The organism is Glycomyces tenuis DSM 44171 (assembly GCF_000427885.1).
Lineage (GTDB): Bacteria > Actinomycetota > Actinomycetes > Mycobacteriales > Micromonosporaceae > Glycomyces > Glycomyces tenuis.
In genome coordinates this window covers 72,843-97,229 of record NZ_ATYW01000001.1, presented here as the reverse complement: position 1 = coordinate 97,229, position 24,387 = coordinate 72,843, and the positions used below count along the sequence as shown (strand labels likewise).

At 70.1% G+C, this 24,387-nt stretch carries 20 protein-coding genes; 3 read left to right on the top strand and 17 right to left on the bottom strand.

Translation table 11 applies throughout. From position 1 onward, the window contains the following. Nucleotides 1–87 precede the first annotated feature (87 nt). From YWW_RS0100485 to YWW_RS0100470, 4 genes are all read right to left on the bottom strand, one after another. The gene (locus YWW_RS0100485; protein WP_026928548.1) at nucleotides 88–429 is read right to left on the bottom strand and encodes a DUF1416 domain-containing protein; all 342 of its coding nucleotides are present in this window, start codon (nucleotides 427–429) and stop codon (nucleotides 88–90) included. A 26-nt stretch (nucleotides 430–455) separates the two neighbouring features. Continuing rightward, on the bottom strand, nucleotides 456–1,307 hold the full coding sequence (locus YWW_RS0100480) for a sulfurtransferase (protein ID WP_026928547.1): 852 nt from the start codon (nucleotides 1,305–1,307) through the stop codon (nucleotides 456–458). A 357-nt stretch (nucleotides 1,308–1,664) separates the two neighbouring features. Further along, on the bottom strand, nucleotides 1,665–2,393 hold the full coding sequence (locus tag YWW_RS0100475; RefSeq protein WP_026928546.1) for an LmeA family phospholipid-binding protein: 729 nt from the start codon (nucleotides 2,391–2,393) through the stop codon (nucleotides 1,665–1,667). A gap of 11 nt (nucleotides 2,394–2,404) precedes the next feature. Further along, complete coding sequence (locus YWW_RS0100470; RefSeq protein WP_026928545.1) at nucleotides 2,405–3,478, bottom strand: hypothetical protein; 1,074 nt, start codon at nucleotides 3,476–3,478, stop codon at nucleotides 2,405–2,407. Between the two features lie 259 nt (nucleotides 3,479–3,737). Here YWW_RS0100470 and YWW_RS0100465 point away from each other — a divergent pair, with 259 nt between their 5' ends. Further along, nucleotides 3,738–4,460 (top strand): winged helix-turn-helix domain-containing protein, encoded by a 723-nt coding sequence (locus tag YWW_RS0100465; RefSeq protein ID WP_026928544.1) that lies wholly within the window; start codon nucleotides 3,738–3,740, stop codon nucleotides 4,458–4,460. A gap of 74 nt (nucleotides 4,461–4,534) precedes the next feature. Here YWW_RS0100465 and YWW_RS0100460 read toward each other — a convergent pair whose 3' ends face one another. The 9 genes from YWW_RS0100460 to YWW_RS0100420 form a co-directional block, all read right to left on the bottom strand. Then, on the bottom strand, nucleotides 4,535–6,007 hold the full coding sequence (locus YWW_RS0100460; RefSeq protein ID WP_081687082.1) for a family 43 glycosylhydrolase: 1,473 nt from the start codon (nucleotides 6,005–6,007) through the stop codon (nucleotides 4,535–4,537). Between the two features lie 250 nt (nucleotides 6,008–6,257). Next, nucleotides 6,258–7,751, bottom strand: a complete 1,494-nt coding sequence (locus YWW_RS0100455) for a family 43 glycosylhydrolase (protein ID WP_051325210.1) — start codon at nucleotides 7,749–7,751, stop codon at nucleotides 6,258–6,260. 235 nt (nucleotides 7,752–7,986) lie between these two features. Next, nucleotides 7,987–9,042: a glycoside hydrolase family 43 protein gene (locus tag YWW_RS27480; RefSeq protein WP_035698249.1), complete on the bottom strand. Its 1,056-nt coding sequence runs from the start codon at nucleotides 9,040–9,042 to the stop codon at nucleotides 7,987–7,989. A gap of 5 nt (nucleotides 9,043–9,047) precedes the next feature. Beyond that, the gene (locus tag YWW_RS0100445; protein ID WP_051325208.1) at nucleotides 9,048–10,121 is read right to left on the bottom strand and encodes an arabinan endo-1,5-alpha-L-arabinosidase; all 1,074 of its coding nucleotides are present in this window, start codon (nucleotides 10,119–10,121) and stop codon (nucleotides 9,048–9,050) included. Between the two features lie 274 nt (nucleotides 10,122–10,395). Beyond that, nucleotides 10,396–13,368, bottom strand: a complete 2,973-nt coding sequence (locus tag YWW_RS37660; RefSeq protein WP_051325207.1) for a S8 family serine peptidase — start codon at nucleotides 13,366–13,368, stop codon at nucleotides 10,396–10,398. Nucleotides 13,369–13,767: 399 nt separating this feature from the next. Continuing rightward, nucleotides 13,768–14,376, bottom strand: coding sequence for a DUF1707 SHOCT-like domain-containing protein (locus tag YWW_RS0100435; protein ID WP_081687080.1), 609 nt, complete (start codon nucleotides 14,374–14,376; stop codon nucleotides 13,768–13,770). Nucleotides 14,377–14,381: 5 nt separating this feature from the next. Beyond that, a complete protein-coding gene (locus YWW_RS0100430; protein WP_051325206.1) occupies nucleotides 14,382–14,819 on the bottom strand; it encodes a hypothetical protein in 438 nt (145 codons plus the stop codon). A 467-nt stretch (nucleotides 14,820–15,286) separates the two neighbouring features. After that, the gene (locus YWW_RS27475) at nucleotides 15,287–16,111 is read right to left on the bottom strand and encodes a PDDEXK family nuclease (RefSeq protein ID WP_051325205.1); all 825 of its coding nucleotides are present in this window, start codon (nucleotides 16,109–16,111) and stop codon (nucleotides 15,287–15,289) included. Nucleotides 16,112–16,288: 177 nt separating this feature from the next. Then, on the bottom strand, nucleotides 16,289–17,146 hold the full coding sequence (locus YWW_RS0100420) for a hypothetical protein (RefSeq protein ID WP_026928537.1): 858 nt from the start codon (nucleotides 17,144–17,146) through the stop codon (nucleotides 16,289–16,291). A gap of 618 nt (nucleotides 17,147–17,764) precedes the next feature. On the opposite strand from YWW_RS0100420, the gene YWW_RS0100415 reads away from it, so the two are divergent. Continuing rightward, entirely contained in the window at nucleotides 17,765–18,892 is a 1,128-nt protein-coding gene (locus YWW_RS0100415; RefSeq protein ID WP_155829754.1) for a HEAT repeat domain-containing protein, read from the top strand. Nucleotides 18,893–18,947: 55 nt separating this feature from the next. Here YWW_RS0100415 and YWW_RS27470 read toward each other — a convergent pair whose 3' ends face one another. Continuing rightward, on the bottom strand, nucleotides 18,948–19,682 hold the full coding sequence (locus YWW_RS27470) for a sensor domain-containing protein (RefSeq protein ID WP_051325204.1): 735 nt from the start codon (nucleotides 19,680–19,682) through the stop codon (nucleotides 18,948–18,950). A gap of 187 nt (nucleotides 19,683–19,869) precedes the next feature. Here YWW_RS27470 and YWW_RS0100405 point away from each other — a divergent pair, with 187 nt between their 5' ends. Next, nucleotides 19,870–20,790, top strand: a complete 921-nt coding sequence (locus YWW_RS0100405; protein WP_026928535.1) for a UbiA family prenyltransferase — start codon at nucleotides 19,870–19,872, stop codon at nucleotides 20,788–20,790. 70 nt (nucleotides 20,791–20,860) lie between these two features. On the opposite strand, the gene YWW_RS0100400 is transcribed toward YWW_RS0100405, so the two are convergent. The 3 genes from YWW_RS0100400 to YWW_RS0100390 all read right to left on the bottom strand — a co-directional run bounded on the left by YWW_RS0100400 (nucleotide 20,861) and on the right by YWW_RS0100390 (nucleotide 24,314). Then, nucleotides 20,861–21,574, bottom strand: a complete 714-nt coding sequence (locus YWW_RS0100400) for an LPXTG cell wall anchor domain-containing protein (RefSeq protein WP_026928534.1) — start codon at nucleotides 21,572–21,574, stop codon at nucleotides 20,861–20,863. 234 nt (nucleotides 21,575–21,808) lie between these two features. After that, a complete protein-coding gene (locus YWW_RS0100395) occupies nucleotides 21,809–23,095 on the bottom strand; it encodes a prenyltransferase/squalene oxidase repeat-containing protein (protein WP_026928533.1) in 1,287 nt (428 codons plus the stop codon). 553 nt (nucleotides 23,096–23,648) lie between these two features. Next, on the bottom strand, nucleotides 23,649–24,314 hold the full coding sequence (locus YWW_RS0100390) for a maleylpyruvate isomerase family mycothiol-dependent enzyme (protein WP_026928532.1): 666 nt from the start codon (nucleotides 24,312–24,314) through the stop codon (nucleotides 23,649–23,651). Nucleotides 24,315–24,387 lie beyond the last annotated feature (73 nt).

The window sequence follows — 24,387 nt, the reverse complement described above, 5'->3', positions numbered from 1 at the left end:
GATCGGACAAAGCGGAGGGGCCCGGCCGCGAACGCGGCCGGGCCCCTCCGTGTGACCGGGTCCGAGCTGAATCGTCCCTGTCCGTCCTTACCGGCTCACGGCCAGCTTGGTCTCGTTGAGGCCCTGGACGGCCTCGAGCTCTCCGGTGGCGTCGCCGAAGCGCGACAGCGCCCGCAGCGTCCACTTGCCCGGCGCGGCGAAGAAGCGGAACTGGCCGCCCTCGCCGGTCACCACCTCGGCGGTGAACTCGCCGGAGCCGTCGAGCAGCCGCACGTAAGCGCCCTGCACGACCTCGCCCTCGCCGTTGACGACCGTGCCGGTCAGCACGGTCTCCTTCTGCAGGTCGACCGACGCCGGAAGCGCCGCGTCCTGCGCGGGAGCGCCGCATCCGGCGGCGCCGGACAGGGCGGTGTTGGCTTCCGCAGTCATGGTGTTCCCCTCTCCGACTCGCCGGGTCACTTGGTGCCGGGCTCGTCGCCGAGCGCGATCGGCACGCCCACGAGCGAGCCGTACTCGGTCCAAGAGCCGTCGTAGTTCTTCACGTCCGTGTAGCCGAGCAGCTCGCGCAGCGCGAACCAGGTGTGGCTCGAGCGCTCGCCGATGCGGCAGTAGGCGATCGTGGCCTTGTCCTCGTCCAGGCCGGCCTCGCCGACGTAGATCTCGCGCAGCTCCTCGTTGGACTTGAAGGTGCCGTCCTCGTTGGCCGCCTTGCTCCACGGCACGCTCAGCGCGGTCGGGACGTGGCCGCCGCGCTGGCTCTGCTCCTGCGGCAGGTGCGCCGGGGCGAGCAGGCGCCCGGCGTACTCGTCGGGGGAGCGGACGTCGATGAGGTTCTTGGTGCCGATCGCGGCGGTGACCTCGTCGCGCAGCGCGCGGATGGCGGCGTCCTGCGGCTTGGCGACGTACTCGGTGCGCTCGCGCCGCGGGACCTCGGTGGTCACCTCGCGGGCGTCGAGCTCCCACTTCTTGCGGCCGCCGTCGAGGAGCTTGACGCTCTCGTGGCCGTACAGCTTGAAGTACCAGTAGGCGTAGGCCGCGAACCAGTTGTTGTTGCCGCCGTAGAGGACGACGGTGTCGTCGTTGGCGATGCCGCGCTCGCTGAGCAGCTGCGAGAACTGCTCCTGGTTGACGAAGTCGCGGCGGATCGGGTCCTGGAGGTCTTCCTTCCAGTCGATCTTCACCGCGCCCTTGATGTGGCCGGAGTCGTAGGCGGAGGTGTCCTCGTCGACTTCGACGAACACCACGCCCGGCGTGTCGAGGTTCTCTTCCGCCCAGTCGGCGGTTACCAGCACGTCTTCACGAGCCATGATCGTTCTCTCCTGAACATGAGTAAATGAATGGTGTCGATTTCACTGAGTTCGCAAGGGAGGCCCTGCGCTGGAGCGCGGAGAGGATCGAGCAGGAGGCGGCCAGGCCGGATCGGTCATGGACTCGGGATATTGAAGCCTTGCTCTGGAATTGCGCACGCCGGGCCGCATCGCGGCGACTGTCTTGAAGAGCAGTCGCCTAGGGCATTCGACAGAGCGTGCTCGCGATCGTGCAGAAGTCGATCGCACGCCGTTTGGTGAGCATCGGCTTGCGCATGGGCTGAACGCTAGCAGACTTCCCGGCCCGTGACCACACCTCTTCTCGCGATGCGGACCGTGGGCGACAGGCCGGTGCCCTCAGGTGAGGGGGACGTCGGCGGCCGATCCGGAGATCGACACGGTGTCGCCCTCGATCGCGATCTCGGTGAGCTGGAGGCCCCACGGCAGCTCGGGCAGCTCGATGACCGTGCTCATCCGCTCCCTGATCTCCTCGACGTAGGACTGCGCCTCAGGCGGGAGGTCTCCGGTGAGCGACTCGATCGTGTCGGGCACGTACCGCAGCTCGTCCTGGTCGATCTCGATCGCCCCGGTGCCGACGACCTCGATCTCCATGCCGAGCGCGTCGATGACGGTCGAGACCGAGGCGCTCCCGTCCTCGTTGACGACCAGGTCGTAGCCGGTCTGTTCGCGCAGCAGCTCCTCGAGGGAGGCGATCGAGACGGTGCCGGACACGTCGACCTCGGAGGCGGTGATCTCGGCGTTCCCGGCGGCGATGTCGCGCCAGTCGGCGGCGACGTCACGGGCGACCATGTCGAGCGTGGGGAAGACGAGGCCCTCGGCGCCGACCTCGCGCAGCTCGATGTCGATCTGCTCGAAGTCGCCCGACCAGGCCTGGGTGACGAACGGCCAGCCGTGGATGGTGACGTCGGGGCGCCGCTCGGAGTAGGCCCCGTGCTCGGAGGCGGTGTCGGCGACCTCGGTGGCGACGCGCCGCTCGGCCATCGCATTGGCCACGCGGTCCCCAAGGGCCACAAGAGCGACGATGATGACCAGGGCGATGAGGAGTCGGCGGAGGATCTTGCCCACGGGGTCTCCACTCAGTCGATGATGTAGTAGGCACTCAACAGATACACGACCGGTCCGGCGAGGGCGAACGCGAGGAGTGGTCCGGCAATGTTGATCACCGGCTGCGGGGCGGTGCCCTCGCCGTCGATGCGGCGGGCGGCGGACATGTAACCGCAGGCCAGGTCCACCAGGACGGCGGTGAGGGCGACGAGCAGGCCGCCGATCGCGGCCTGGCGCGGCTCGGGCCCCTCGATGACGAGCCCCGCGTAGGCGGCCGAGGCGGTGCCGCACATGGTGCCGATGACGATGCCGAAGGCCCCGCGCGTCACCTGGCGGTTGATGCGCGGGTCGGGCATGACGAGGTCGACGGCGCGGGCGGCGAGGATCGCGGTGCCGGCGGCGACGACCGCCGAGTACATGGCGGGCGGGGCCGCGCCCAGGCGCGACAGGGCGATATAGCAGCTGTAGCCGCACATGGCGATGCACAGGATCATCGTGAAGCCGAAGCTCTCGATGACGCCCGAGTGGTTCCGGCGCAGCAGCTGCCCGAAGGCGGCGGCCTGGAACGCCGCGGCCAGCAGCACGGTGATCGGGAGCAGTGAGACGGGCGTCCAGGCGACGGCGGCCCAGTCGGCGGCGAGGGCGAGCGCGGTGCCGGCCGCGAGGGTCACCCAGGCGCCCTCGACGCGGCGCGTCCAGACCGCGCAGACCAGCGTCGCGATCTGGAGCACCGCGATCCCGGCGGCGTAGGCCGGGCGCTCCAGCTGCGCGCCGAGGATGATGCCGGCGCTGATGACGAACGTGACCGCCAGCGGCGGGAGCCGGTGGAGCGGGTGCGGGGTGGCGGGCGGCATCGTGTGGTCGTCGGCCGTCTCGTCCTCGGCGCCTCGCTCGTCCCCGCCCGGCTCGTGGGGCTCGGCCTCCCCGGCCGCGGGGGGCGCCTCCTTCCCGCCGCGGGGCGAGCGGCGCAGGAGCGGGATGCGGCGGCGCGGTCGGCCGGGCGGCTCGGCGGGCGGCTCCTGCCCGCCCCAAGCGGGGTCGTCAGGGGCTCTGGCGGCCTCGCGAGGCTCGTAGCCCCACGTCTCGTCGGGTCGGCTGTACGACACGATGGACAGCCTACGGCAACGCCTCCGGGAGCCGTTCACCTTCGCGCGGGGGACCTGGAGATGTCGATCAGGTGAACGGCGCGTCGCGCGCCCCGCACGGAGGGCCTCCCGCATAGTGAGGTGCCGCGGCGGTGAAGCTGGTGTTATCGCAGGTGACCGTTTACACTTATCCCAGACTCCACCTACCGTCTGTAAAGCCGCCCGCCGCCGCCGTCGGGAAGCGTAGGCTGCATGTGCTCAAAAACAGCGGAGGACTGCCGTGGAAATACTGATCCTCACTTCCAACCCCGTGCCGGAGTCCCCTGAGTCGATCCTGCCCTCCCTCGAGCTGCTGCCGCATCGCGCGCGCTACGCCGGACGCGACGTCCGGGCGCTGCTGAGCGGGCCCAGCCCCGATGCGGTGATGGTCGACGCCAGGGCCGACCTGGCCGACGCCCGCGCCACCTGCCGGGTCCTCCAGGCCACCGGCCTCACCGTCCCGCTGTTCGGCATCGTCACCGAGGCCGGCCTGGCGGCGCTCCAGGCCGACTGGGGCGTCGACGACTTCCTGCTCACCGGCGCCGGCCCCGCCGAGGTCGAGGCGCGGCTGCGCCTGGCGACCGGCAAGCCGGCCGCCGCCACGGCCGCCGGCCCGGCCGTCATCCGCGCCGGGGACCTCACCGTCGACCCGGACACATATGCCGCGAAGCTCAAAGGGCAGCCGCTGGACCTCACCTACAAGGAGTTCGAGCTGCTGCGGTTCCTCGCCCAGCACCCCGGCCGGGTCTTCACGCGCGAGCAGCTGCTGCGCGAGGTGTGGGGGTACGACTACTTCGGGGGCACCCGCACCGTCGACGTCCACGTGCGGCGGCTGCGCGCCAAGCTCGGCAGCGAGTACGAGTCGATGATCGGCACGGTGCGGCAGGTGGGCTACAAGTTCGTCGCTCCGCCGCCGGACACCCTCCGCGACTCCGAACCGGAACCGCAGCGGGTCGACGCCTGAGCCGCGGGCCTCGCCCGACACGACACGGGCCGCGATCCCAAGGGATCGCGGCCCGAGCGCGTTTCATCCGGCGGTCACTCTCCCGACGGCGGCGGGAGCGTCACGCCGCTGGGCACGGGCGAGCCGAAGTTCGGCGTGCCGTCCGAGTTGAACGTGAACGGCTGCACCCTGGTCTGCCGCGTCGAGCCGCAGCCGTGGTCTGGCGAGGTGTTCCCGTGGTACACCAGCCAGTGCTCGGTGCCGTCCGGCGAGGTGAAGAAGCCGTTGTGGGCCGGGCCGTAGACGCCCCCGCCCTGCTGGAACACCGGTTGGCCGTGCTTCGACCACGAGGAGGCCGAGAGCGGATCGCCGCCGGTGTAGGTCAGCAGGCCGAGCTTGTAGTCCGGCGTGTTGCACGAGGAGGCTGAGAAGGTGACGAAGGTGTCCCCGTCGTGCTGGAGCACGGCCGGGGCCTCGTTCACGCGGGAGCCCACGGTCTCCCACGAGTGCGAGGGCCTGGCGATCACCGTCTTCGTGCCGGTCACCGTCCACGGGTTCGACATCCGGGAGATCCAGATCGACTGGTCCGCGCCGACCCACTCGCTCCACAGCAGGTACAGCTGCCCGTTCAGTTCGAGGTAGGTGCCGTCGATGTTCCACCGCTCCGGCATCGGCGTGCCCATGAACTCGTACGGACCCATGGGGGTGTCCCCGGTCGAGCGCAGCACCCGCAGCTTCTGTCCGTCCAGATCGGTCTGCGAGAAGCCCGAGGTGTACATCAGGTACCAGGTGCCGTCGATGCGGTGGAACTCCGGGGCCCAGTGGCTGCAACAGCGGTCCGAGACGCCCGAGTCGTCCCAGACGACGGTGTCGCTCGCGGTCTTGAGGCCCTCCAGGGTGGTCGCGCGTCGCATGATCACCGTGGAGTCCCATGTGGTCGTCGACATGTAGTAGTGGCCGTCCCAGTACTCCAGCCACGGGTCGGCCCCGTTCTCCCGGATCGGGTTGCTCAGTCCCTGGTCGGCGCCGACCTCGCTGAGCCGCCACCGCTGGACGGCCAGGCCGTTGTAGGTGTACTGGGAGATCCTGCTGCCGGCGGTGGTGGACCACTCCCACAGGTCGAGGGCCTTGCCGGAGAAGCGGTTGATGAAGCTGTACGTGCCGTCGGAGTGCTCCTCCACCGACCACTGCTGGTTGGTGCCGCCCAGGTCGGTCCACTGCGCGATGGTGGCGCCGTCCTCGGCGTTCCACTCGAAGACCTCCAGCACCAGGTTCGAGTGCCTGGCCTGGATCTTGTAGTAGCCGCCGCCGACGTCGACGAAGCGGAACTGCTGGTTCTCGGCGCCGGTCGGGTTCCATTGGGTGAGGATGGCGCCCGGTTCGGCGGAGGCGTCCTGGATGTCGAGCGCGAGCCCCGAGTGCGCGCTGGTGACGGTGAACCACTGGTTCGTCGGGACCGCGGCCTGCGCGGGGGTCTGGGAGGCCACGGCGAGGCCGAAGGCCGCCATGGCGGTGGTGAGGGTCAGCGCCATCAAGGCGCGCCCGCGTCTTGGCAGGGATTTGAACATGATGGGCTCCAAAGGGAGTTGTTGCCGGGTTATGGAGGTGGGGCGCTCCGGCAGCTTCGGAGCGCCCCTGGGGGATAGGGCTGGGCGGCGTCGACCGCCGTTGAGGCTGAACTGCTCGGGCCTCAACGGCGGTCGGGGCTGGGCTTCTTGGTTCTCAACTGCCGTTGAGGCTGGGCTTCCTGGTCCTCAACTGCCGTCGAGACCTTGCCTTTTGGTCCTCAACTGCCGTCGAGACCGTGCCTTCTGGTCCTCAACTGCCGTTGAGGACTGGCCACCCTGCCGAGTTCCACTCGATCTGCTCGATGCCGAGCTCGAATCCGCCGTTCGTGCCGTACGAGTGGTACGCAATCAGTCCCCTATGGAGCGACTGTCCGCCGGATGCCACGAAACCGCCGTGCCCGCCGAGGACGACGGTGCCGCCTCCGTTTCGCATGTCGACGCCGTTCGCGTCCACGAACGGGCCGGTCGGCGAGCTGGAGCGGCCGACCGCGATCTGGTAGGTCGAGTCGGCACCCGCGCAGCAGCGGCCGAGCGAGACGAACAGGTAGTAGTAGTCGCCGTGCCGCATCATCGAGGGCCCCTCGATGCCGCCGCCCTTGGAGGCCAGGCGGATCGGCTGGGCGCCGCCCGCGACCTTGCCCGACGGCCAGTCGAGCTCGACGACGTGGATGCCCTCCCACCAGGAGCCGAAGACCATCCAGTGGGTGCCGCCCGAGTCGACCACGATGTTCGGGTCGATCGCGTTGTAGGGATCGCCTCCGTAGGACTGGAACACCGCGCCCTCGTCGACCCACTCGTAATCGGGGTCGGACGGGTCGAGCGTGGTGTTGGTGGCCAGTGCGATGAGCGAGCGCTGCTCGCCGAACGTCGAGGCCGAGTAGTACAGGTAGTACTTGCCCTGCGAAGCGTCGTAGTGGATCTCCGGCGCCCACAGGTTGTCGACGCCCGGGATCTGCTGCGTCAGCCAGGCGGGCTTGGTGTCCCAGATGGTGCCGAGGCTCTGCCAGCTCTGCCCGCCGTTCGTCGAGCGGCGGATCGGGATGGTGCCGTCCCCGAACCGGCCGTCGCCGGTGGCGAAGACGTACCACGGCTCGCCCGCGCATCCTGCCCACAGTGCCGGGTCGTGGGTGCCGATGTCGCCGCTCAGGTTCCCCGGCTGGCTCGGCGGGCTGTCGCAGTCGGCGGGGTCGGGATCCGGATCGCCGCCGTCGTCGACGGGGGCGAGGCGCCACTGCTGCGCGGCGGAGCCGGCGGAGNAGGTGTACTGGGAGATCCTGCTGCCGGCGGTGGTGGACCACTCCCACAGGTCGAGGGCCTTGCCGGAGAAGCGGTTGATGAAGCTGTACGTGCCGTCGGAGTGCTCCTCCACCGACCACTGCTGGTTGGTGCCGCCCAGGTCGGTGTACTGGGCGATGGTGGCGCCGTCCTCGGCGTTCCATTCCCACACGTCCAGGACCTGGCCGGAGTGGCGCGCCTGGATGCGGTAGTAGCCGCCGCCCGAGTCGATGAAGCGGAACTGCTGGTTCTCGGCGCCGGTCGGGTTCCATTGGGTGAGGATGGCGCCCGGTTCGGTAGAGGCGTTCTGGATGTCGAGCGCGAGCCCCGAGTGCGCGCTGGTGATGGTGTACCAGGTGCCCGGGGTGACGGCGGCGTTGCCGGACGCCGGGTTGAAGAACGCCAGGCCTGCGGTCGCGAGGACCGCGGCTATGAGCCCGGCGAGCAGACTGGCTCGTCGTTTTCGCATGTGATGATCACCTTTGCTCCACTGAGTGAGGGATAGAGACGCATCAATGTTACCGCAAACACGATTGCGCGATCAACTGAGGACACCGGCGAAAAACGAAAAGGGCCGCGCCCCGTGTCCTGTGCCGCGCGTGAGCACGCGGCACAGGACACGAGGCGCGGCCTCGCCGCACCGGGACCCGCCCTCACGGATGGGCCCCGTCCTCATGCGGGACACGGCGTTCGCCGAGCGGCACCTACTCCCCGGACGGGGGCGGGAGGGCCACTCCGTTCGCCACCGGCTCCCCGAAGTCCGGGGTGCCGTCCTCATTGAAGGTGAACGGCTGCACGCGGGTCGAGCGGGACGAGCCGCAGCCGCCGTTCGGGTCGTCGTTCCCGTGGTACACCAGCCAGTGCTCCGTGCCGTCCGGCGAGGTGAAGAAGCCGTTGTGCCCGGTCGTGTAGACGCCGTTGCCCTGCTGGAACACCGGTTCCGGCGTCTTCGGCCACGAGGCCCTGTCCAGCGGGTCGCCGCCGTTGTACGTCAGCAGCCCCAGCTTGTAGTCGGCGGTGGCGCACTGCGAGGCCGAGAACGTCACGAACGTGTCGCCGTCGTGCTGGAGCACCTCCGGCGCCTCGTTGACGCGTCCGCCCACGGTCTCCCAGTCGTACTCCGGCTGCGCGATGACCGTGTCGGTCCCCGGCACCACCGTCCACGGGTCGCTCATCTCGGCGATCCACACCGACTGGTTCTCGCCGGCCCACTCGGACCACAGCAGGTACAGCTGCCCGTCCAGTTCGAGGTAGGTGCCGTCGATGTTCCACCGGTCCGGCATCGGCGTGCCCATGAACTCGTAGGGGCCCATGGGGGTGTCCCCGGTCGAGCGCAGCACGTGCAGGCGCTGCCCGTCGAAGTTGGTCTGCGAGTCGCCCGAGGTGTACATCAGGTACCAGGTGCCGTCGATGCGGTGGAACTCCGGCGCCCAGTGGGAGCAGCAGCGGTTCGGCGTGCCCGCGTCGTCCCACACCACCTGCGCGGGGGCGTCCGAGAGCCCGGCCAGGGTCGGCGAGACCCGCATGGTGACCGTCGAGTCCCATGTGGTCGCCGACAGGTAGTAGTTGCCGTCCCAGTACTCGAGCCACGGGTCGGCGCCGTTGGGCAGCAGCGGGTTCGTCACCGCCTCCTGCGCCGCCTCGACCTCTCCCGGCGCCTCCTCGGCGCCCGCGCCGTGGACGACCGCCAGGCTCGTGAGCCCGGCGAGCGCCACGGCGGCCAGGGCCGCGATCGCACTGCGCCTGTTGCGTACGCGCATGGCGATCACTGCCCGTCCAGGACGGGCCAGCCGTCGGCGTTCCATTCGATGGCCTCGATGCCGAGGTCGAAGTGGCCGGCGGAGTGGTAGGAGTGATAGGCCATGAGCCCGTTGGAGATCGACTGGCCGCCGGTGGCGACGTAGTCGCCGTGGCCGGCGAGCACCAGCGTGCCGCCGCCGTCGGTCAGCGCCACGCCGTTCGCGTCGACGAACGGGCCGGTCGGCGACTCGGAGCGTCCGACGCGGATGTTGTAGGTCGAGTCGGCTCCGGCGCAGCAGGTGTCCCACGAGGTGAAGAGGTAGTACATCCCGTCGTGCTCGACCATCGACGGGGCCTCGATGCCCGAGCCTCCGCGGTTGGCGATGTTGACCGGGTTCGCGCCCGAGGCCGCCTTGCCCGAGGGCCAGTCGAGTTCGATCACGAAGATGCCCTGCCACCACGAGCCGTAGGCCATGTAGTGGGTGCCGTCCTCGCCGACGATGATGTTCGGGTCGATCGCGTTGTACGGGTCGCCCGGGTTCGACTCCCACACCTGGCCCTCGTCGACCCACTCGTAGTCGGGGTCGGCCGGGTCGAGGGTGGTGTTGGTGGTCAGGCCGATGACCGAGCGCTGGTCCCCGAACGTCGAGGCCGAGTAGTACATGTAGTACCTGCCCTGGCCGGCGTCGTAGTAGACCTCGGGGGCCCACAGGTTGTCGACGCCGGGGACGGCGTCGACGAGCCACTGCGGCTTGGAGTCCCAGATGGTGCCCTGGGAGGTCCAGGTGGTGCCGCCGTCGGTGGAGCTGCGGATCGGGATGGTGCCGTCCCCGAACCGGCCGTCGCCGGTGGCGAAGACGTACCACGGCTCGCCGTCCTCGCAGGGGACGACGACCGCCGGGTCGTGCGCGCCCAGGTCTCCGGTGAGCGTGCCGGGTGCGCTCACCGAGCCGTCGCAGTTCTGCTGGGCCGCCGCCTCGTCGGCGGTGACGCCGTCGGCGGCGTTGGAGGTGGGGATGAGGATCGCGAGCCCGGCGGCGGCGAGGGCCGCCGCTCCCGCTCCGGCGATCAGGCTGATCCGTTTTCGTGTCGGTGCCATGAGACTCCTCTGTTTCAATCGCTCCATGCAGATACATGGATGTGTAGGGTCGCTCTCCCTCTGTTATCGGTAACTTATGGCGATTCGAGGGAAATGAGCCCCTACCCTAAGCCGGTCCGAGCCGCGCTGTCAAGCGCCGCCGCAACGGGATCTCACCCGGCAGCGCGGAAGCGCCCCGCTCGACGCTCGGGCGAAGCGGCTTCCCTCTCGGTGCCCGGAGACGCGGAAGCGCCCGCCGCGGCATCGCGGCGGGCGCTCCGGTCGATCAGTCGATTCAGGTGGTGACGTTCAGGATCGTCGAGTCGACGGGCTCGCCGTCGGCGCTGAAGTTCAGCGTGCCCATGTAGCGGGCGCCGGCCTCCAGGCCCGTCCAGGACAGGCCCTGTTCGAACCCTCCGCTCAGGCTGACCGTCTGCTCGGCCGGGGACACCGTCGTGTTGCCCTCGTCCGAGTTCGGCACCGTCCAGGAGTGCAACTGCGCGTCGACGCTCGCCGGGCCGCCCCACAGGTCGACGAACACCACGAAGGTGTGGCCGCCCGGCAGGGTCACGATCTCGTTCGTGCCGCCCGAGGCCGAGTAGTCGACCAGGGTCAACTCGCCGTCCGCGCCCTTGGTGTAGACGAACAGGTCGATGTCGGTGCCGACCGGATGGTCCTCCTCGAAGGTCGCGTAGCGGATCAAGGCGGCGTCCTCAGGCGTCGTGAACTCGAACGAGGCGGTGTGCGAGCTCTCGACCGGCTCCTCGTCGGGGAACGTCGAGCCGTCGGGGTCGGTCAGCGTGGCCGTCGAGACCTCCGAGGGCACCAGGCCGGACACCGAGGCGCCCAGCGTGCCGTCGAAGCCGGACGTGCCCGTCAGGGTCGTCTCGCCGGCGGTGCCGGAGAGGTCGACCTCGTCCGCGACGCCCAGATAGGTGGGCTTGACGACGATCGGGGAGCGGACCTCGCTGCGGCCCCACCAGGAGCCGAGCTCGTGCCAGGTGATGTCGCCCCACGCCCACTCGTTGTAGGCGCCGTCGGTGCGCTCGATCGTGAGCGTGTAGGTCGCCGACTCGCCCGGCTCGACCCAGATGAACTTCTTGTCGACCGTGACCTTCGTGCCCTCCGGCGCGTCGATCTTGGCCTTGTAGAAGCCGCCGCGGTCCGACACGTTCGTGACGGTCCGGGTGATGGTCTCGCTGCCGGTCAGCTCGGCGACCGTGATCGACGGGTAGTTCAGCTGCGAGGGCTCGATCGAGCCGTAGGTCTCGCAGTTGTCACCGACCTTCGCGGCCTCGGCGGTCCCGCAGATGTACTGGATCCACTCCTCGGGAGTCGACTCGTAGACCAGGCCCGGATCGAACATCCCGGCGCCGTCGACGTGGCCGGCCCCGTAGTCGAACGGGGTGGCGTCCTCGCCGCCGCGCTGGATCGGGTTCCAGTCGGTGTCGCGCTGGTAGGCCGTGGTCATCATGGCCGACTTGACGGCCATGGGCGACCATTCCGGGTTGGCCGAGAGCAGCAGCGCCGCCATGCCGGCGATGTGCGGGCTCGCCATCGACGTGCCCTGAGCGGCGCCGTAGTCGTTGCCGCGGTTGTGCTCGGGGGTGAGACCCGCGAGGATCTCCACGCCCGGCGCGGTGATGTCGGGCTTGAGCATGTTCTGCCCGGCCGCGAGGGCCGGTCCGGCCGAGGAGAACGCGGCCATCTCCGGCGCGTCCTGCCCCTGGCGCTCCGAGGTGGTGACCGAGACGGTCGGGTCCTCGGCGGCGGCGATCCAGTCGACCAGCTCCAGACCGGCGTCGTAGCCGATGTGGATGGTCGGCACCGCCTGCGAGGTGACCACCGAGCCGTCGCCGAGGTCCTCGACATCGCGCACGATCAAGGCCGCACCGCCGGCGGCGGCGACCTCGTTCGCCATGTCGGTGAACAGGTTCCCGCGCTGGCACACGATCGCGAAGCCCTCGGTCCTCGCCGGGTCGAGCGTGCCCGGGGCGCAGCCCTCGGCCTCGGCCGGGTCGGCGTCGTCGAGCGCGGCGTCGGCGGCGAGCTTGACCGGGAACTCGGCGGCGCCGTTGATGGCGCCGACCGGGACCGTGGTGTCGCCGAAGGCGAGGTCCGAGCGGTAGGTCTGGTCGTGCGTCGAGGCGGCGACGGTGGTGACCCACGGCTCCTGGTGGTCCACGGTGGAACCGGGGCCGTTGTTGCCCGCCGAGGCGGCGACGAAGACGCCCGAGGAGGCGGCGTTGAAGAATGCGATCGAGACCGCGTCGACGAACTCGACGGTGCCGAGGCTGCCGATGGAGAAGTTGATGACGTCCACGCCGTCGGCCACCGCGGCCTCGATGCCCGCGACGAGGTCGGCGCCGGCGCAGCCGCCCCAGCAGACCTTGTAGGCGGCGACGCGCGCGGCCGGGGCCATGCCCGAGACCGTGCCGAACTCCTCGCCGTCCATGACCACTTCGGTCTCGTAGTTGCCCGCGGCGGTCGTGGCGGTGTGGGTGCCGTGGCCGTCCTGGTCGCGCGGCGAGGCGTAACCGTCGGCCGAGACGCCGCGCGCGTCGAACCAGCGGGCGCCGATCAGCTTGTTGTTGCAGGTGATGTTGTTCGCGGGGTCCTCGTCCTCGCCCTCGACGCACTCGCCGTTCCACTTGGCGTCGATGATCTCCTGGTCCGGGCGGGGCTCGGGCAGCGGCTGCAAGGACGGGTTCTCGGGCCAGACGCCCGTGTCCAGGACGCCGACGATGACGCCCTCACCGGCGTGCTCGGGGTCGCCGAACTGGGACTCCCAGGCGCCGCCCCACTTGCCGTCGAGGCCCAGGAATTCGGGGGTGGTGGAGGTGTTGAGCTGGTAGATCCGGTCGGGCACGACGGAGGCGACCTGCTCGCTGGCCGCGAGCTTCTCGGCCTCCTCGGCCGTCAGCTCGGCGGCGAAGCCGGAGAAGACCGTGTCGTACTCGGCGACGGGCTCGATGCCGAACTGGTCGAGGACGCCGTTCCGCTCCTCGTCGAGGTAGTCGCGGTACTCCTCGACCTCGGCGGACTCGAAGTCGATGGTCTCGCCGGATTCGGGCGCGGTCGCGTCGAGTCCCGAGGCGCCGCCCTCATAGGTGGCGACGGGGGCCTCGGCGAGCTGGACCATGTAGTAGCCGTCGGTGTACTCGACGCCCTGCGCCGGCGCTTCCTTGTGGTAGTCGGGCGTGACTTCGGGGAGCGCGGGGGGCTCGGCGGCGGCGGGGACGGCCGCGGTGACGAGTCCGGCGACCACTACTGGGACGGTCGCCGCCGCCAGTGTGATCCTGGTCCCGGCTCTGACGCGCGGTCTTGCGCGTCTTCCAGGAAAATGGGGGGACGAAGATCCCATTCGATGAGCTCCTCTCAAAGGGGGCGAACGCCGCGCAGGGTAGAAGCGGCGCACGAAAGCGAGCCTATTGTGAGCACGACTCGCTGTAAACCCTCATATAAGGAGAAACTCGGGCCAGATCGATACTGTTACATGTCTGTGACATTGGACGTTCGGCCGCTGTTCACACGGCCGACACGGAGCTCGTCTCGCGGGCGGCCGCTCGGTGCGCCGCAGGGAAACGGCGCCTCCGCTCGGCCGGATTCGGGCGGTTCGCCGCTCTTGTCCGGCCCGCATTCGCGGCCCCCGCCGGAAGGCGGACGGCTACCAGCGCCACCACAGGAAGCGGCGCTCGAATCGGATCTTGATCGAGCCGGCCTTGGACTTGCCGGTCACGTTGAACCGCAAGCCGTTCATTCCTTTGTACTCGCACAGATTGCTGACGCTGCTGGCCCACATCTCGACATGGTCCTCCGCGTAAGCGCCGCTGGGCAGGACGATCTCGATCGAGGAGGCCATGTCGTCGACGTCGATGTCGACCTCGCGCGTGCCGATCACCGCGTGCCTGAAGTCGAGCTTGACCGTGCTGGCCTTGGCGTTGACCTTGATGCGCCGGGGCACCAGCCATTCGCCCTTGCGTTGCAGCGAGGACGCCTTGGGCGTCAGGACGAGCTCGGCCGGGGCGTCGGCGGCGCGGCGGAGCTCGTGCGAGCCGGCCTCGGGCACGGCCAAGCGGCCGGTGGTGTCCGGCAGGTCGGCGAGCAGGTGCTCGAGATCGCCGTAGGTCTTGGCGGCGTAGGCGTCGCGGGAGCGCTCGGCGAACTCGTCGAGCTCGAGGCGGCCCTCTTCGGTGGCGGCGTGGAGTTTGGCGATGATGGCCTCGCGCTCGGCGTTCGAGACGCGCATACTCGGGTCAGGGCTGGGCGTGGACATGTGCGTTACCTTCTCGTCGGACCGGGGCTGAGCCGTCGGGGCCTGCGCACGAGCCCGCCGTTGCACCACTCGTCGTAGTCGAACAGGTCCGGCTGGCGGATGAGCGCTTTGGTGTTGGCGGCCCACAGTCCAACATACTGGTCCCGCGACCCCTGCGCCTTCTCGAGCAGCTTGTCGACGCGTTTGCGGGTGTGGACGCGGAACTTCGTGCGCACCGCGTCGCCCGAGTAGATGTAGAGGACGTGCAGGGCGAAGGAGCGCTTCGGGCAGGTCGCGTCACCGGCGAGTTCGAGCCAGGTGTCGGCGAGCTCGTCCGTGGCCAGCGTCAGGTCCCAGTGACGGCCTTCGGGGGCGACGGAGGACGGATCGAGCGCCCAGGCCCGGATCTCTTCCACCGTGGGAAGCGCTGGGTGCGCGAACCCGGTGAAGGACGCTTCCGACACGTGTACTCCCGCCAGACTGCCCCGGCCGGCGCGCGGAGGCGATCCGGCTTCGGCTGTACCGCTTCCAGCAATGCCGCGTCAGGGCTCGAACAATGCTCGCCCCGATCGTATCGTGATCGGCGGGAAACCTCCTCACCTGCGCTCGATGGCGTAGGACACGGCCGGGTGATGCTCCGAGCGCCCACGGGCGGCCTGCGGCGGCCGGGAAACGCGGGCGCGCCTCCTCCGGTCCGCGGCGGTCGGTGGCCCGTCGTCCTGGTGCGGCTTCTCAGGTTCTGGGAGCGTCGCGGCGATGGGACTCCTCTCGTTCACCGTGCTCGGGAGCGGTTTCGGTCGATGCGGGCTGCGGACACCCCCTTCCCCTCACGGGCGGGTCGGCGGTCGCGGCCCGAGCGACCGGCTCCGCGGCCCTCGGAGGGGCCCTTCCGCCGAGCGGCCGTCGGCCCGCGAGGCGGCGCCCCCGCCGCTCACGCGCGGCTCATCGCCGAGTCGACGGCGTCGATGCGGGCGCCGATGTCGTGCAGCGCCGACAGGTCCGGCCCCCAGCCCCGCGCCAGCAGCGCCTCGCGCAGGCCGATCAGCCACGAGCGCGGCCGCTCCATCACATCGGCCGCCGTCAGCACCATCACCTCCCAGCCCAGGCCCCGCAGTGTCCGGTGCCGCCGCCGGTCGCTCGTCGCGGCGGCGAGCCCCACGTGCGCCGCCATGCCGTCGTACTCCACGCCGACCTTCCACTCCTGCCAGCCCAGGTCGAGGAACGCCGAGCGCCCTCCCGGCGTCCTGACGCGCAGCTGCGGCGTGGGCGCGGGGAACCCCGCGTCGGCGATCAGGCACCGCGTCCAGGACTCCATGGGCGACTCGGCCCGCGGATCGGCCGCCAGCAGCGTCGCGTTCGCGCGCCGCAGCCGGTCGCCGTGGAGCCGTTCGAGCGCGGAGGCCAGCCCGTGCGAGTCGATCCCGGCCCGCAGGAACCGGTCGGCCGCCGCGACGGCCTCGAGCCGCGGCAGCTCGGCCGCGCAGTCGACGAGGGTGCGGCAGCGCTGGGTGACCGGCAGCCCGTCGACGACCGTGGTCTCGGATTCGGGCAGGTCGAAGGCGCACTCGACCGGCCATTCGCGCTCCCCGAGCCCCGGCGGCAGGACGTCGAAGCCGTGGATCCACGCGGCGGTGCGGCCGGTGGCGACGGCGCTGAAATCGGATTCGAAGGCGGCCTCGAAGCGCTCGCGCAGACCTGTGCCGGTCGTGGCGGGCGCGGGCGCCGTGGCGGTGCGGTACACGGGTATCTGAAGCATGAAACGAGTGTCACCGCATGGGCACTCTCCGTCAAGAATTGATTTTCGCCCTGTGGATAACTTCCGGCATATCGCTCGTATCACCTGCGCAGTGCCTGTGGACAACTTTCCCGGCAATGAAAGGGCCGCGCCCGCGCCTCCTTGCGGAGATGCGGGCGCGGCCGTTCGCTCAAGCCGTCAGTAGGCGATGTCGCACACCTTCCACGTGCCGTCCTCTTCGACGACGGTGTAGTACTGGCCGCCGCCCTCGTCGATGTCATCCTGGTCGGCCGGAGCGGTGTCGTCCCACGTCCAGCCGGCCCAGACCTCGACCTCGCCGTTCTGTTCCGCCTTCGCCACGCTCCAGATGAGGAAGTCGTAGTTCGCGGCGGTGTTGTTCTCGACCTCCCACTCGTAGTCCCACTGCAGGTCCTCGGAGGGGTTCGAGCACATCAGCGCGGCCAGCGCGTCCATGTCGCCGTCGTCGACGGCGATCTCCCAGGAGATCCCGACGCCTTGGGGCGTGTTGGGGTCGTAGTCGTCGGAGTTGACGGCCGCCCCCCAGTCGTACGAGTCGCCGCCGGTCTCCTCTTCCCCGCCGGTGTCATCGCTCTGCTCGGGGGACGGCGACTCCTCGGTCTCCGGGGACGGCGACTCCTCTTCCGCGGGCTCGCTCGTGGTGCCGTCGCCGGCCTCGTTCGAGCCCTCGTCGTCGTCCTCGAGCATTCCCGGCACGATCAGCACCGCGGCAATGCCGAGGAGCACCACCAGGCCGACGATGACGCCCAGGACGATCCCCAGGTTCGAGCCGTTGTTGGCCGGCGGGATCGGCGGCGGCAGCGGCGAGGGCGGGACGCCGGGGGGACCCGACGGGTAGCCCGGCTGCACGCCGATGGGCGGCGTCGCGTTGGGGTACTGCCCGGTGCCCGGGTTGTAGCCGGGAGGCGGAGGCGGCGGAGTGTTGTAGCCCTGTGAGTACGGATCGCTGGGCTGGGACGGAGGGCCCGACACGTGGTACTGCTGCGGGTCGTAGCCTCCGGGGGGCGGGTAACTCATCGCTCTCTATGGCCTCGTCTGCTCTGGTGGGCTGAAAGTGGTGGTGAACGTGTCCACCGGTCTTCACCGGGATGTGTCGATCGTACAGCGGCACACCTCCCCCTTGGTACCACGTGATCGCCGCTCGGTGCACCTCGCGGCGGCGGTGCGGCCACGCCGAGTCCCGGATCGCCCCGGAGTCGCCCCTGATGTTCCCGTTCGGCCTTCTTCGCGGCGCCGCCGCCGGCAGGTCGAGCCGCGGGCCGCGCCCGCCGGCCCGCCCGCGCTGGAGCACCGTCAGGGGAGTTCGTTCACCGCGTGCCCCCACCGGCGCCTCGCCGCTCGACCCGGCGCCGTCAAGGCGGTGGACGCCACGCCGCGGACGGGGGTTCCGACCGCCTCGTACAGTGTCTCCATGCGGGCAGGTTACGGTCAGTCGCACACCCGGTGCACCGACCGAACCCGCACAGGGTCTAAAATCTGTGGCCCCGGCACTCGACCGTCGACTCCCCAGGCCGAATACGACGCGACTGCGACGCGGCCACGCCCGGAGACGACCGGCGGCGCCGTACCGAGAAGTTCAGGCAGCGACAGGACAAGCTTCTACCCGAGGTTCAACGTATGGCGACCGTCCATTCAATGGAATTGTGGACACTGCGGCTCTCCACTGTGCTCGCTCCAGTGCCCGTCGTCGAGCTGCTCGGCACGGGCCGGCTCTGGGGTTACGGCCTGCTCTACCCCGCGCTGGCCGCGACGCTGGTGACCTGCCGCTGGCAGCGGCGCAGGCAGTTCGCGCAGATGCGCGACGACCCGAACGTGAAGCCGCCCAAGGAGATCGAGGCACGCAGTTCGTTCTGGCCCGACGACACGGTGGGCGTGATCTCCGAGACCATCGACGCCGCCCGCGGCTCCGGCGCCGTCCGCTCGCCCGAGCGACGCGAGCGGGCGATGCGGAACCTGGTGGCCAGCATCAAGAACGAGGGCATCGAGGCCGAGCTGAGGATCCAGCTGATCCAGGACCTGGTCGAGCTCGGCGGGCGGGACATGGTGGTGCGGCTGACGCCGGTGGCCGTGGCCCCCGAGGTCGACATCGAGGTGCGCCTGGAGGCGGCCGAGTACATGGGACGGTACTGCGTCGAGGAGGGCTCGGAGGCGCTCCAGTCGATCGCCAACGACTCCACAGTAGATGACCGGTTTCGCCTGGACGCGGCGAGCGCGCTCGTCGACTGCGCCGCCGGCGCCGCCGGGATCGCGCTCATGCAGCTGGTCACCGACAGCGCCGTCTCGGAGTACGTCCGCCACAGCGCGGCCAACATGCTGCGCCGCGTCAGCCACGGATCGGCGGCGATGGCGTTCCGGCACTTGGCCACCGCGCCGCTGATCACCTCCAGGCTGCGGATCATCTGCGCCGAGCAGCTCGCCGACGACAACCCCGCCGACGCCGAACAGGCGCTGTGGCGCCTGATCAAGGGCGTCGAGTCCAGCATGGACTACCACTTGGGCATCGACGCCGCCGAAGCGCTGTACGGGATCAGCCCCGACAGCGGTGTCGAGGCGTACGCGGCGCTCGCGATCGACCCGAGCTTCCAGTGGTACGGCCGCATCGAGGCGGCCTACCGGCTCGGGAGGCTCGGCGTCAGGGACGGCTTCGACCTGCTCAGCGACTTCGCCCGCGCCGAAGAGCTCGAGAACGTCTACGGGCTCGCGGCGCTCGACAGGCTCTTCCAGCTCGAAGCCGAGACCGGCACCCTGGAGGCCGACGACTGAGCACCGAGAGGCTCCCGGACGAATCCGGAAGCCTTTCGCGTGGAATGACCGCGGCTCAACGCGCTTCGGTGGCGACGCTCAGCTGCGAGCGCACCCGGGTGAGCTCGTCGTCGAGCGTGCTGATGCGCCGCTCGAGGTCGTCGCGGCTCTCCGGGGCCTCGAGCTCGGGAAGCGAGGCGAGCAGGCCGCGGCCGATGCCGGCCTGCATGAGCGCCGCGCCGCGCAGGATCAGCGGCAGGAGCAGGGCCATGACGACGCCGCCGACGAGCGTGAGGGCCGAGACGGCGAGGTACGAATCGCCCCAGCCGAGCCACCTGGTGGCGTGCTCGAGCCCGTCGCCTTCACCGCCGACGGCGCGTCGGATGATCCAGCCGTAGACCGGATAGGCGAGCGAGGCGACGGTCACGGACCACCAGGAGAGGGCCAGGACGAAGCCGACGATGGCGATCGGGAAGTTGACCACGGCCCACAGCAGGTTCAGCCAGGACTGGCCGTCGGTGACCGCGGTGAGGAAGCGGCGCATGCCCGAGGCGCCGGCCGGGGCCCGCTTGTAGCGGGGCGTCGCGATCTCCTGGCCGGTGACGGCCGGCAGTTGGGCCCGGCCGGCGGCCGCGAGACCGCGCATGGCCAGCAGCGTCGCCGCCAGGACCGGCACTCCGACCCAGATGACGGCGGTGCCGATGCCGAGGGCGAAACCGGTGACGGCGATGACGAACGCGGGAAGCGCGATGGGAAAGGACGAGAGGAGGTAGGCCGTGTCGATGCCCAGCTGCTTGAATGTCTTCTTCATGCCTCAAATCTAGAAAGACCCGAGGCCGAATTCGAGCCTGTGACCAGGCGTCTTGTAGGTAGGGCAGACCCTACCGGGCTCGGTGGCGCCCGCCCGCGGCCGAATCCGGCGGCGCTCCCTCGGACGGGGGAGTCGCTTCGCCTCGCAGAGGGAGGCGCCGGCCCCGAGCCGAACCGAGACTGGGCCCATGAGCGCGACGCAGGCCCCCGAACGCCCCGCACGAGCCGATCCCCGGCGGCTGATCCGCGACGTGCTGGCGATCTCCAGGCCCCGCTTCTGGATCGCCTCGGCCGTGATGATGGAGATCGGCTTCGTCCTCGCGACGCACCGCGTCGTCCCTCGTGGAGCGGAGATCGCCGAACTGGCGCTCGCCTGCCTCGTCACCGGCCCGCTGCTGTGGCTCGCCGTGCTCGCCGTCAACGACGCGCACGACCTGCCCACCGATCGCCGCAATCCCCGAAAGGCCGGCGCGCCCCTGGTCGCGGGCCGGATGACGCCGCGCGGCGCCCTCGCCGTTGCCGCGGCGGCGAGCGCGCTGACCGTGGCCGCCTCCCTGCCGCTGGGCCCGTTCTTCGCGCTCGGCACCGCCTGCGTCGTGCTGCTCGGCTGGGCCTACAGCGCGCCGCCCGTCCGGCTGAAGGGCAGGCCGGGGGCCGATCTGGCGGCCAACGCCGTCATCGGGGTGCTCGGGCCGCTCGGCGGCTGGACGGCCGTCTCCGGCACGCCCGAAGGCTTCCCGTGGCCGATCGCGGTCATCGGCGTGATGGCCGCCGCCGCGCTGTACCTGCCGACGACGTCGGCCGACCGCGACGCGGACGAGGGCGCGGGGATCCCGACGGTGGCGGTGGCCCTGGGGCGGCGCGCGACCTTCGAGCTCGGTTTCGCGCTGTGGACGGGCAGCGCGGTGCTCGCCCTCGTCTTCGCGCTGGCCGACGAGGTCATCGACGCCTCGCTCGTCCCGCTGCACCTGGTCGCCGCTCCGGTGCTGCTGGTGCTGTACCGCTGCCTGCTGAAGGACCGCCCGACCTTTCCCGCGATCACCGTCGTCGCCTGCGCCTACCTGGTGCCCTGCATCGGCTTCGTAGTGACCTATGTGGATTCGATTTGAGTTGCGGGGACGAGAAGGCCCGCCGCACCGGAAGGTGCGGCGGGCCGTCGTGTTCAGGCGGAGTGCTCGGTTACTCCCAGCCCTCGGCGGCCTTGCGCCGACGGGCGATCAGGACCGCGCCGACACCGGCGAGGGCCACCGCGGCGGCGGCGCCGATCATGATGCCGGTGTTGCCACCGGTGGCCGGCAGCTGCTCCTGGGCGTCATCGGTGGGCTCAGCGTCGTCGCCCTCGTCCTCGGAGGGGTCGTCGCTCGGCTCGTCTGAGGGTTCCTCGGTCGGCTCCTCGGGCTCCGGCGCCGGGTTGTCGACCAGGTCGGTCGAGCCGAGGGCCAGACCGGTGTGCATCGTGGCGGACTCGACGTCGTCGGCGGAGAACACCAGGCCGAAGCCCAGGTCGGACTCCTCGTTCGCGCCTTCCAGGACGTCCGCGCTGAGGTTGAGGGTCGCGCCGTCGGCCGGGAGGACGCCGTCGATGGTGCAGACGAGGGTGCCCGCGTCGCCGTCGACGCAGCGGTCGTCGCCCGCCGGGTTGAAGTCGAGGACCGTGGGGTCGTCGGGAGTGAGGGTGACGACCGAGTTGTTGACGGCCTCGTCGGTGGTGGGGGTCATCGTGAGCTCCACGGGGTTGGAGCCGACGACCACGGCCGAAGGGAGGTAGATGGTCGCCTCGGCGACGATGACCGTGCCCTGGGCGGAGGCCGAGCCGGCCCAGGCGGCGACGATTCCGGTGGCGACACCGGCCACGGCGACGCCGCGCAGGGACTTGGACTTGAGGATGGACATGAAACTCCTGTTCAAGAGGATCGCGCGACCGCCGTGAGCTGATCCGCGCTCAACGGCGGCGCGTGGGGTATGCCGGAGCCGCAGTGGCATCCGGAAGGGACCGTTGTCGGACCCGTCCGGCATTGTAGTGAGCGGACACCACATGAGGCCGGTCTGCGAAGCGCCGGTCGGCGCCTGCTCCTTAGAGACACGTGCCGCCGGGGCCCGCGGTTGCGTCGATGTGTGTGTGCCTGCTCACTGCCGTCCGCGGCGCGAGCGCCAGTCGCGCAGGCCGCGGCAGAACCACGAGACCGCCCCGACGGCGGCCGTCGTCAGGCCCGAGGTCAGCAGGTTCTGCCGGAACGAGGTGCCGTCGCCGATGAGCCGTTCCCGGAAAGCCGGATCGGCGGTGTCGATGGACAGGGCGGTCACCGTGCCGAGCACGCCCAGCGCCGAGATCAGCGGAGCCCGGTTCAGGAGGGCGTCCAGGCCGCGGTGGAGCGCGTTCCGCAGGCCCTTTCGGTGGATCCCCTGCTTCGGGAGGCCGTCGTGCCACGCCACCAGCGCGACGACGATCTGGCACGTCAGCCACACGTGCCGCCGCGCATTGTCGTCCCACAGCGCCCAGGAGCCGCCGGTCCCCGCGGCGTGCGACTGCTTCCCGAGCAGATGGCGGACGGCCCGGAGGCACGCCGAACGCGAGTCGCGGTCCTCCAGCGGCGCGAGCGCGAGGAGGCACCACGCGGTGCCGCTGTTCACGCACTTGTGGGTCAGCTGCACCGAGGCCCGGTCGTGCGGGGTGTGCCACTCGTCGATGCTGTTGGGCCACCATCCTTCGTCGTGCTGCTTGCCGATCAGGTATCGGACGGCCGGTCGGAACTGGTCGAACGCGACTCCGGCGGCGTGGAACGCGACGAGGACCTGTGCGGTGGTCGCCGCGTTCGGAGAGGCGACGCCGGTGACGCCCCAGCCGTGGCTCTCGTTGTCCTGGCACTGCATGAGGTAGGTGATGATCTTGTCGCGGAGGTCCTTGCGGTGACGCCAGAGCGCGAAGGCCCACAGGGTCAGGGCGGAGGGCAGGGTGCGCGGGAGCTCGTCGTCGTCGGGGGTGGAGGAGACGGAGCCCTTGTGGCGGTCGACGCACGACTCCAGGTAGTGCAGAGCGGCGGTGACCGCGCGGCTGTCGCGTTTGGCGGCGGTCTCGTGCAGGGCGATGAGGGCCCAGGCGGTGGGTTCGGCTCCGGCGAAGCCGAACTCGTCGCTGTTGAAGGAGCCGTCCCGGTTCTGGCGGCTCTTGATCCACTGGGCGGCGGCGTGCAGGTCGACGTCGTCCAGTGCCGAGGCGACCCGGGGGCCGCAGTCGCGCAGCGCCGCCACCGCGCGGACGGCTTCCACCGTGCCGCCCCACAGCGACGCCTGGTGGCCGCCGGCGGAGATCGGCCAGGCGTGCCGACCGTCGACGCGATGCCGTTCGATCCACTCTGCGGCCTGCTCCAGGCCGGTGTTGATTTCGGACTCGGTGGGCCAGTGCTTCTTCAGCATCACGCACCTCCACAGAAAGGGTTCGGGTGCGCCGTGCCCACATGTGCCGGTGGGCGGCGCACTGCGATTGACGATCTGATTCTCAGTGCGCCGTTGCACTACGGTTTCACGGGTTTTTCATTTTGGCAGAATGACGCCCTCATCCGATAGAAAGGATCGACTAACTTGAATTTGATTCCCACTGGTTCCTTTGTTAACCAGGAGTTTCAAGGGGAGTGCGACTCATGTTGGAGCCCAACGGCTTCCGTTCAAGATCAAATTCGCTGGAGTCGAACGGACTACCCCATTCGAGTGATCCGACATGGCGAGGATCGAACAGCAATGGTTGTGCGAATCGCACAACAACTGTCAGAAATTTGACAGTTCGCATTCCGGGCGGTGCCTTTGTCGAAAGCCGCCGGTAAAGAATACAGCCCGGTCTCGCGCAGCATCGATGAGCTCGCCGAGTGGGGGCAGTGCGCCGGACCCGGCATGTCGGAGGCGGTCGGCTTGGCCCTCGCGGGGGTCGCGCCCCGAATCATCGGATGGCGGCCCACTGCGCCCCGATGTCCGGTCACATGGTGTCGCAACGCTCTCGGAGCAGGGGGACGCCATCGCCTTCGAGTTCGTCGCAGTAGGCCGCGCGGCCGGTCATCGCCATGATCAGCGCCACGGTCGGGCCGGACACGAGCGGGCCCGCACCGGCGGTGAACGGCCCGTCGCTGGCGGCCAGCCGCAGGTCGGCCACGCGTTTCTTCGCGACCACGACGAAGTCCGAGCCGCGGTAGTACTCGGCCAGCAGCGTGACCGTCGCGGTGGGGTAGTCGCGGCGGATGCCCAGCGGCCTGCGGATGTCCTCGCCGTGCACGATCGCCTCGCCGAGCATCGCCTTGAGCGGGTTCGCCGTGGTCGTGCTCGTGATGACCTGCTTGAACCGGTCCAGCGTCGCCGAGCCCGAATCCCCGAGCTGCTCGGCGAGCCTCATCGCCACCTGCTTGTCGAAATCGAAGCGGCACTTGATCACTCCGGCCATCCACCGGGCCGGGCCGAGACTGGCCCCCGCGGTGAGGTGCGCCAGCACCTCGCGCACTGACAGCCCATCGCACAGGGACGGCGTCGCCCACTGCTCGTCGTCGAGTCCGGCGAGGTCGGACGCCAGCGATGCCCGCTCCTGATGGATCATCTGCCACAGCCGCGCTCGGCGGCCCGGTCGCGGGACAGCGGTCTCTCGCTCAGTCATGGACTGTGGTCTCCAATCTCGTTCGTCGCAGATTATGACCGAACGAGCGGCGCGAATTCATCGGCATGAGCCC

What these genes read in the sequence shown, in the direction of transcription:
- YWW_RS0100485 (WP_026928548.1), bottom strand. Translation starts at nt 429, where the DNA reads ATGACTGCGGAAGCCAACACCGCCCTGTCCGGCGCCGCCGGATGCGGC.
- YWW_RS0100480 (WP_026928547.1), bottom strand. Translation starts at nt 1,307, where the DNA reads ATGGCTCGTGAAGACGTGCTGGTAACCGCCGACTGGGCGGAAGAGAAC.
- YWW_RS0100460 (WP_081687082.1), bottom strand. Translation starts at nt 6,007, where the DNA reads ATGTTCAAATCCCTGCCAAGACGCGGGCGCGCCTTGATGGCGCTGACC.
- YWW_RS27480 (WP_035698249.1), bottom strand. Translation starts at nt 9,042, where the DNA reads ATGCGCGTACGCAACAGGCGCAGTGCGATCGCGGCCCTGGCCGCCGTG.
- YWW_RS0100445 (WP_051325208.1), bottom strand. Translation starts at nt 10,121, where the DNA reads ATGGCACCGACACGAAAACGGATCAGCCTGATCGCCGGAGCGGGAGCG.
- YWW_RS0100435 (WP_081687080.1), bottom strand. Translation starts at nt 14,376, where the DNA reads ATGTCCACGCCCAGCCCTGACCCGAGTATGCGCGTCTCGAACGCCGAG.
- YWW_RS27475 (WP_051325205.1), bottom strand. Translation starts at nt 16,111, where the DNA reads ATGCTTCAGATACCCGTGTACCGCACCGCCACGGCGCCCGCGCCCGCC.
- YWW_RS0100420 (WP_026928537.1), bottom strand. Translation starts at nt 17,146, where the DNA reads ATGAGTTACCCGCCCCCCGGAGGCTACGACCCGCAGCAGTACCACGTG.
- YWW_RS0100415 (WP_155829754.1), top strand. Translation starts at nt 17,765, where the DNA reads ATGGAATTGTGGACACTGCGGCTCTCCACTGTGCTCGCTCCAGTGCCC.
- YWW_RS27470 (WP_051325204.1), bottom strand. Translation starts at nt 19,682, where the DNA reads ATGAAGAAGACATTCAAGCAGCTGGGCATCGACACGGCCTACCTCCTC.
- YWW_RS0100405 (WP_026928535.1), top strand. Translation starts at nt 19,870, where the DNA reads ATGAGCGCGACGCAGGCCCCCGAACGCCCCGCACGAGCCGATCCCCGG.
- YWW_RS0100400 (WP_026928534.1), bottom strand. Translation starts at nt 21,574, where the DNA reads ATGTCCATCCTCAAGTCCAAGTCCCTGCGCGGCGTCGCCGTGGCCGGT.
- YWW_RS0100395 (WP_026928533.1), bottom strand. Translation starts at nt 23,095, where the DNA reads ATGCTGAAGAAGCACTGGCCCACCGAGTCCGAAATCAACACCGGCCTG.
- YWW_RS0100390 (WP_026928532.1), bottom strand. Translation starts at nt 24,314, where the DNA reads ATGACTGAGCGAGAGACCGCTGTCCCGCGACCGGGCCGCCGAGCGCGG.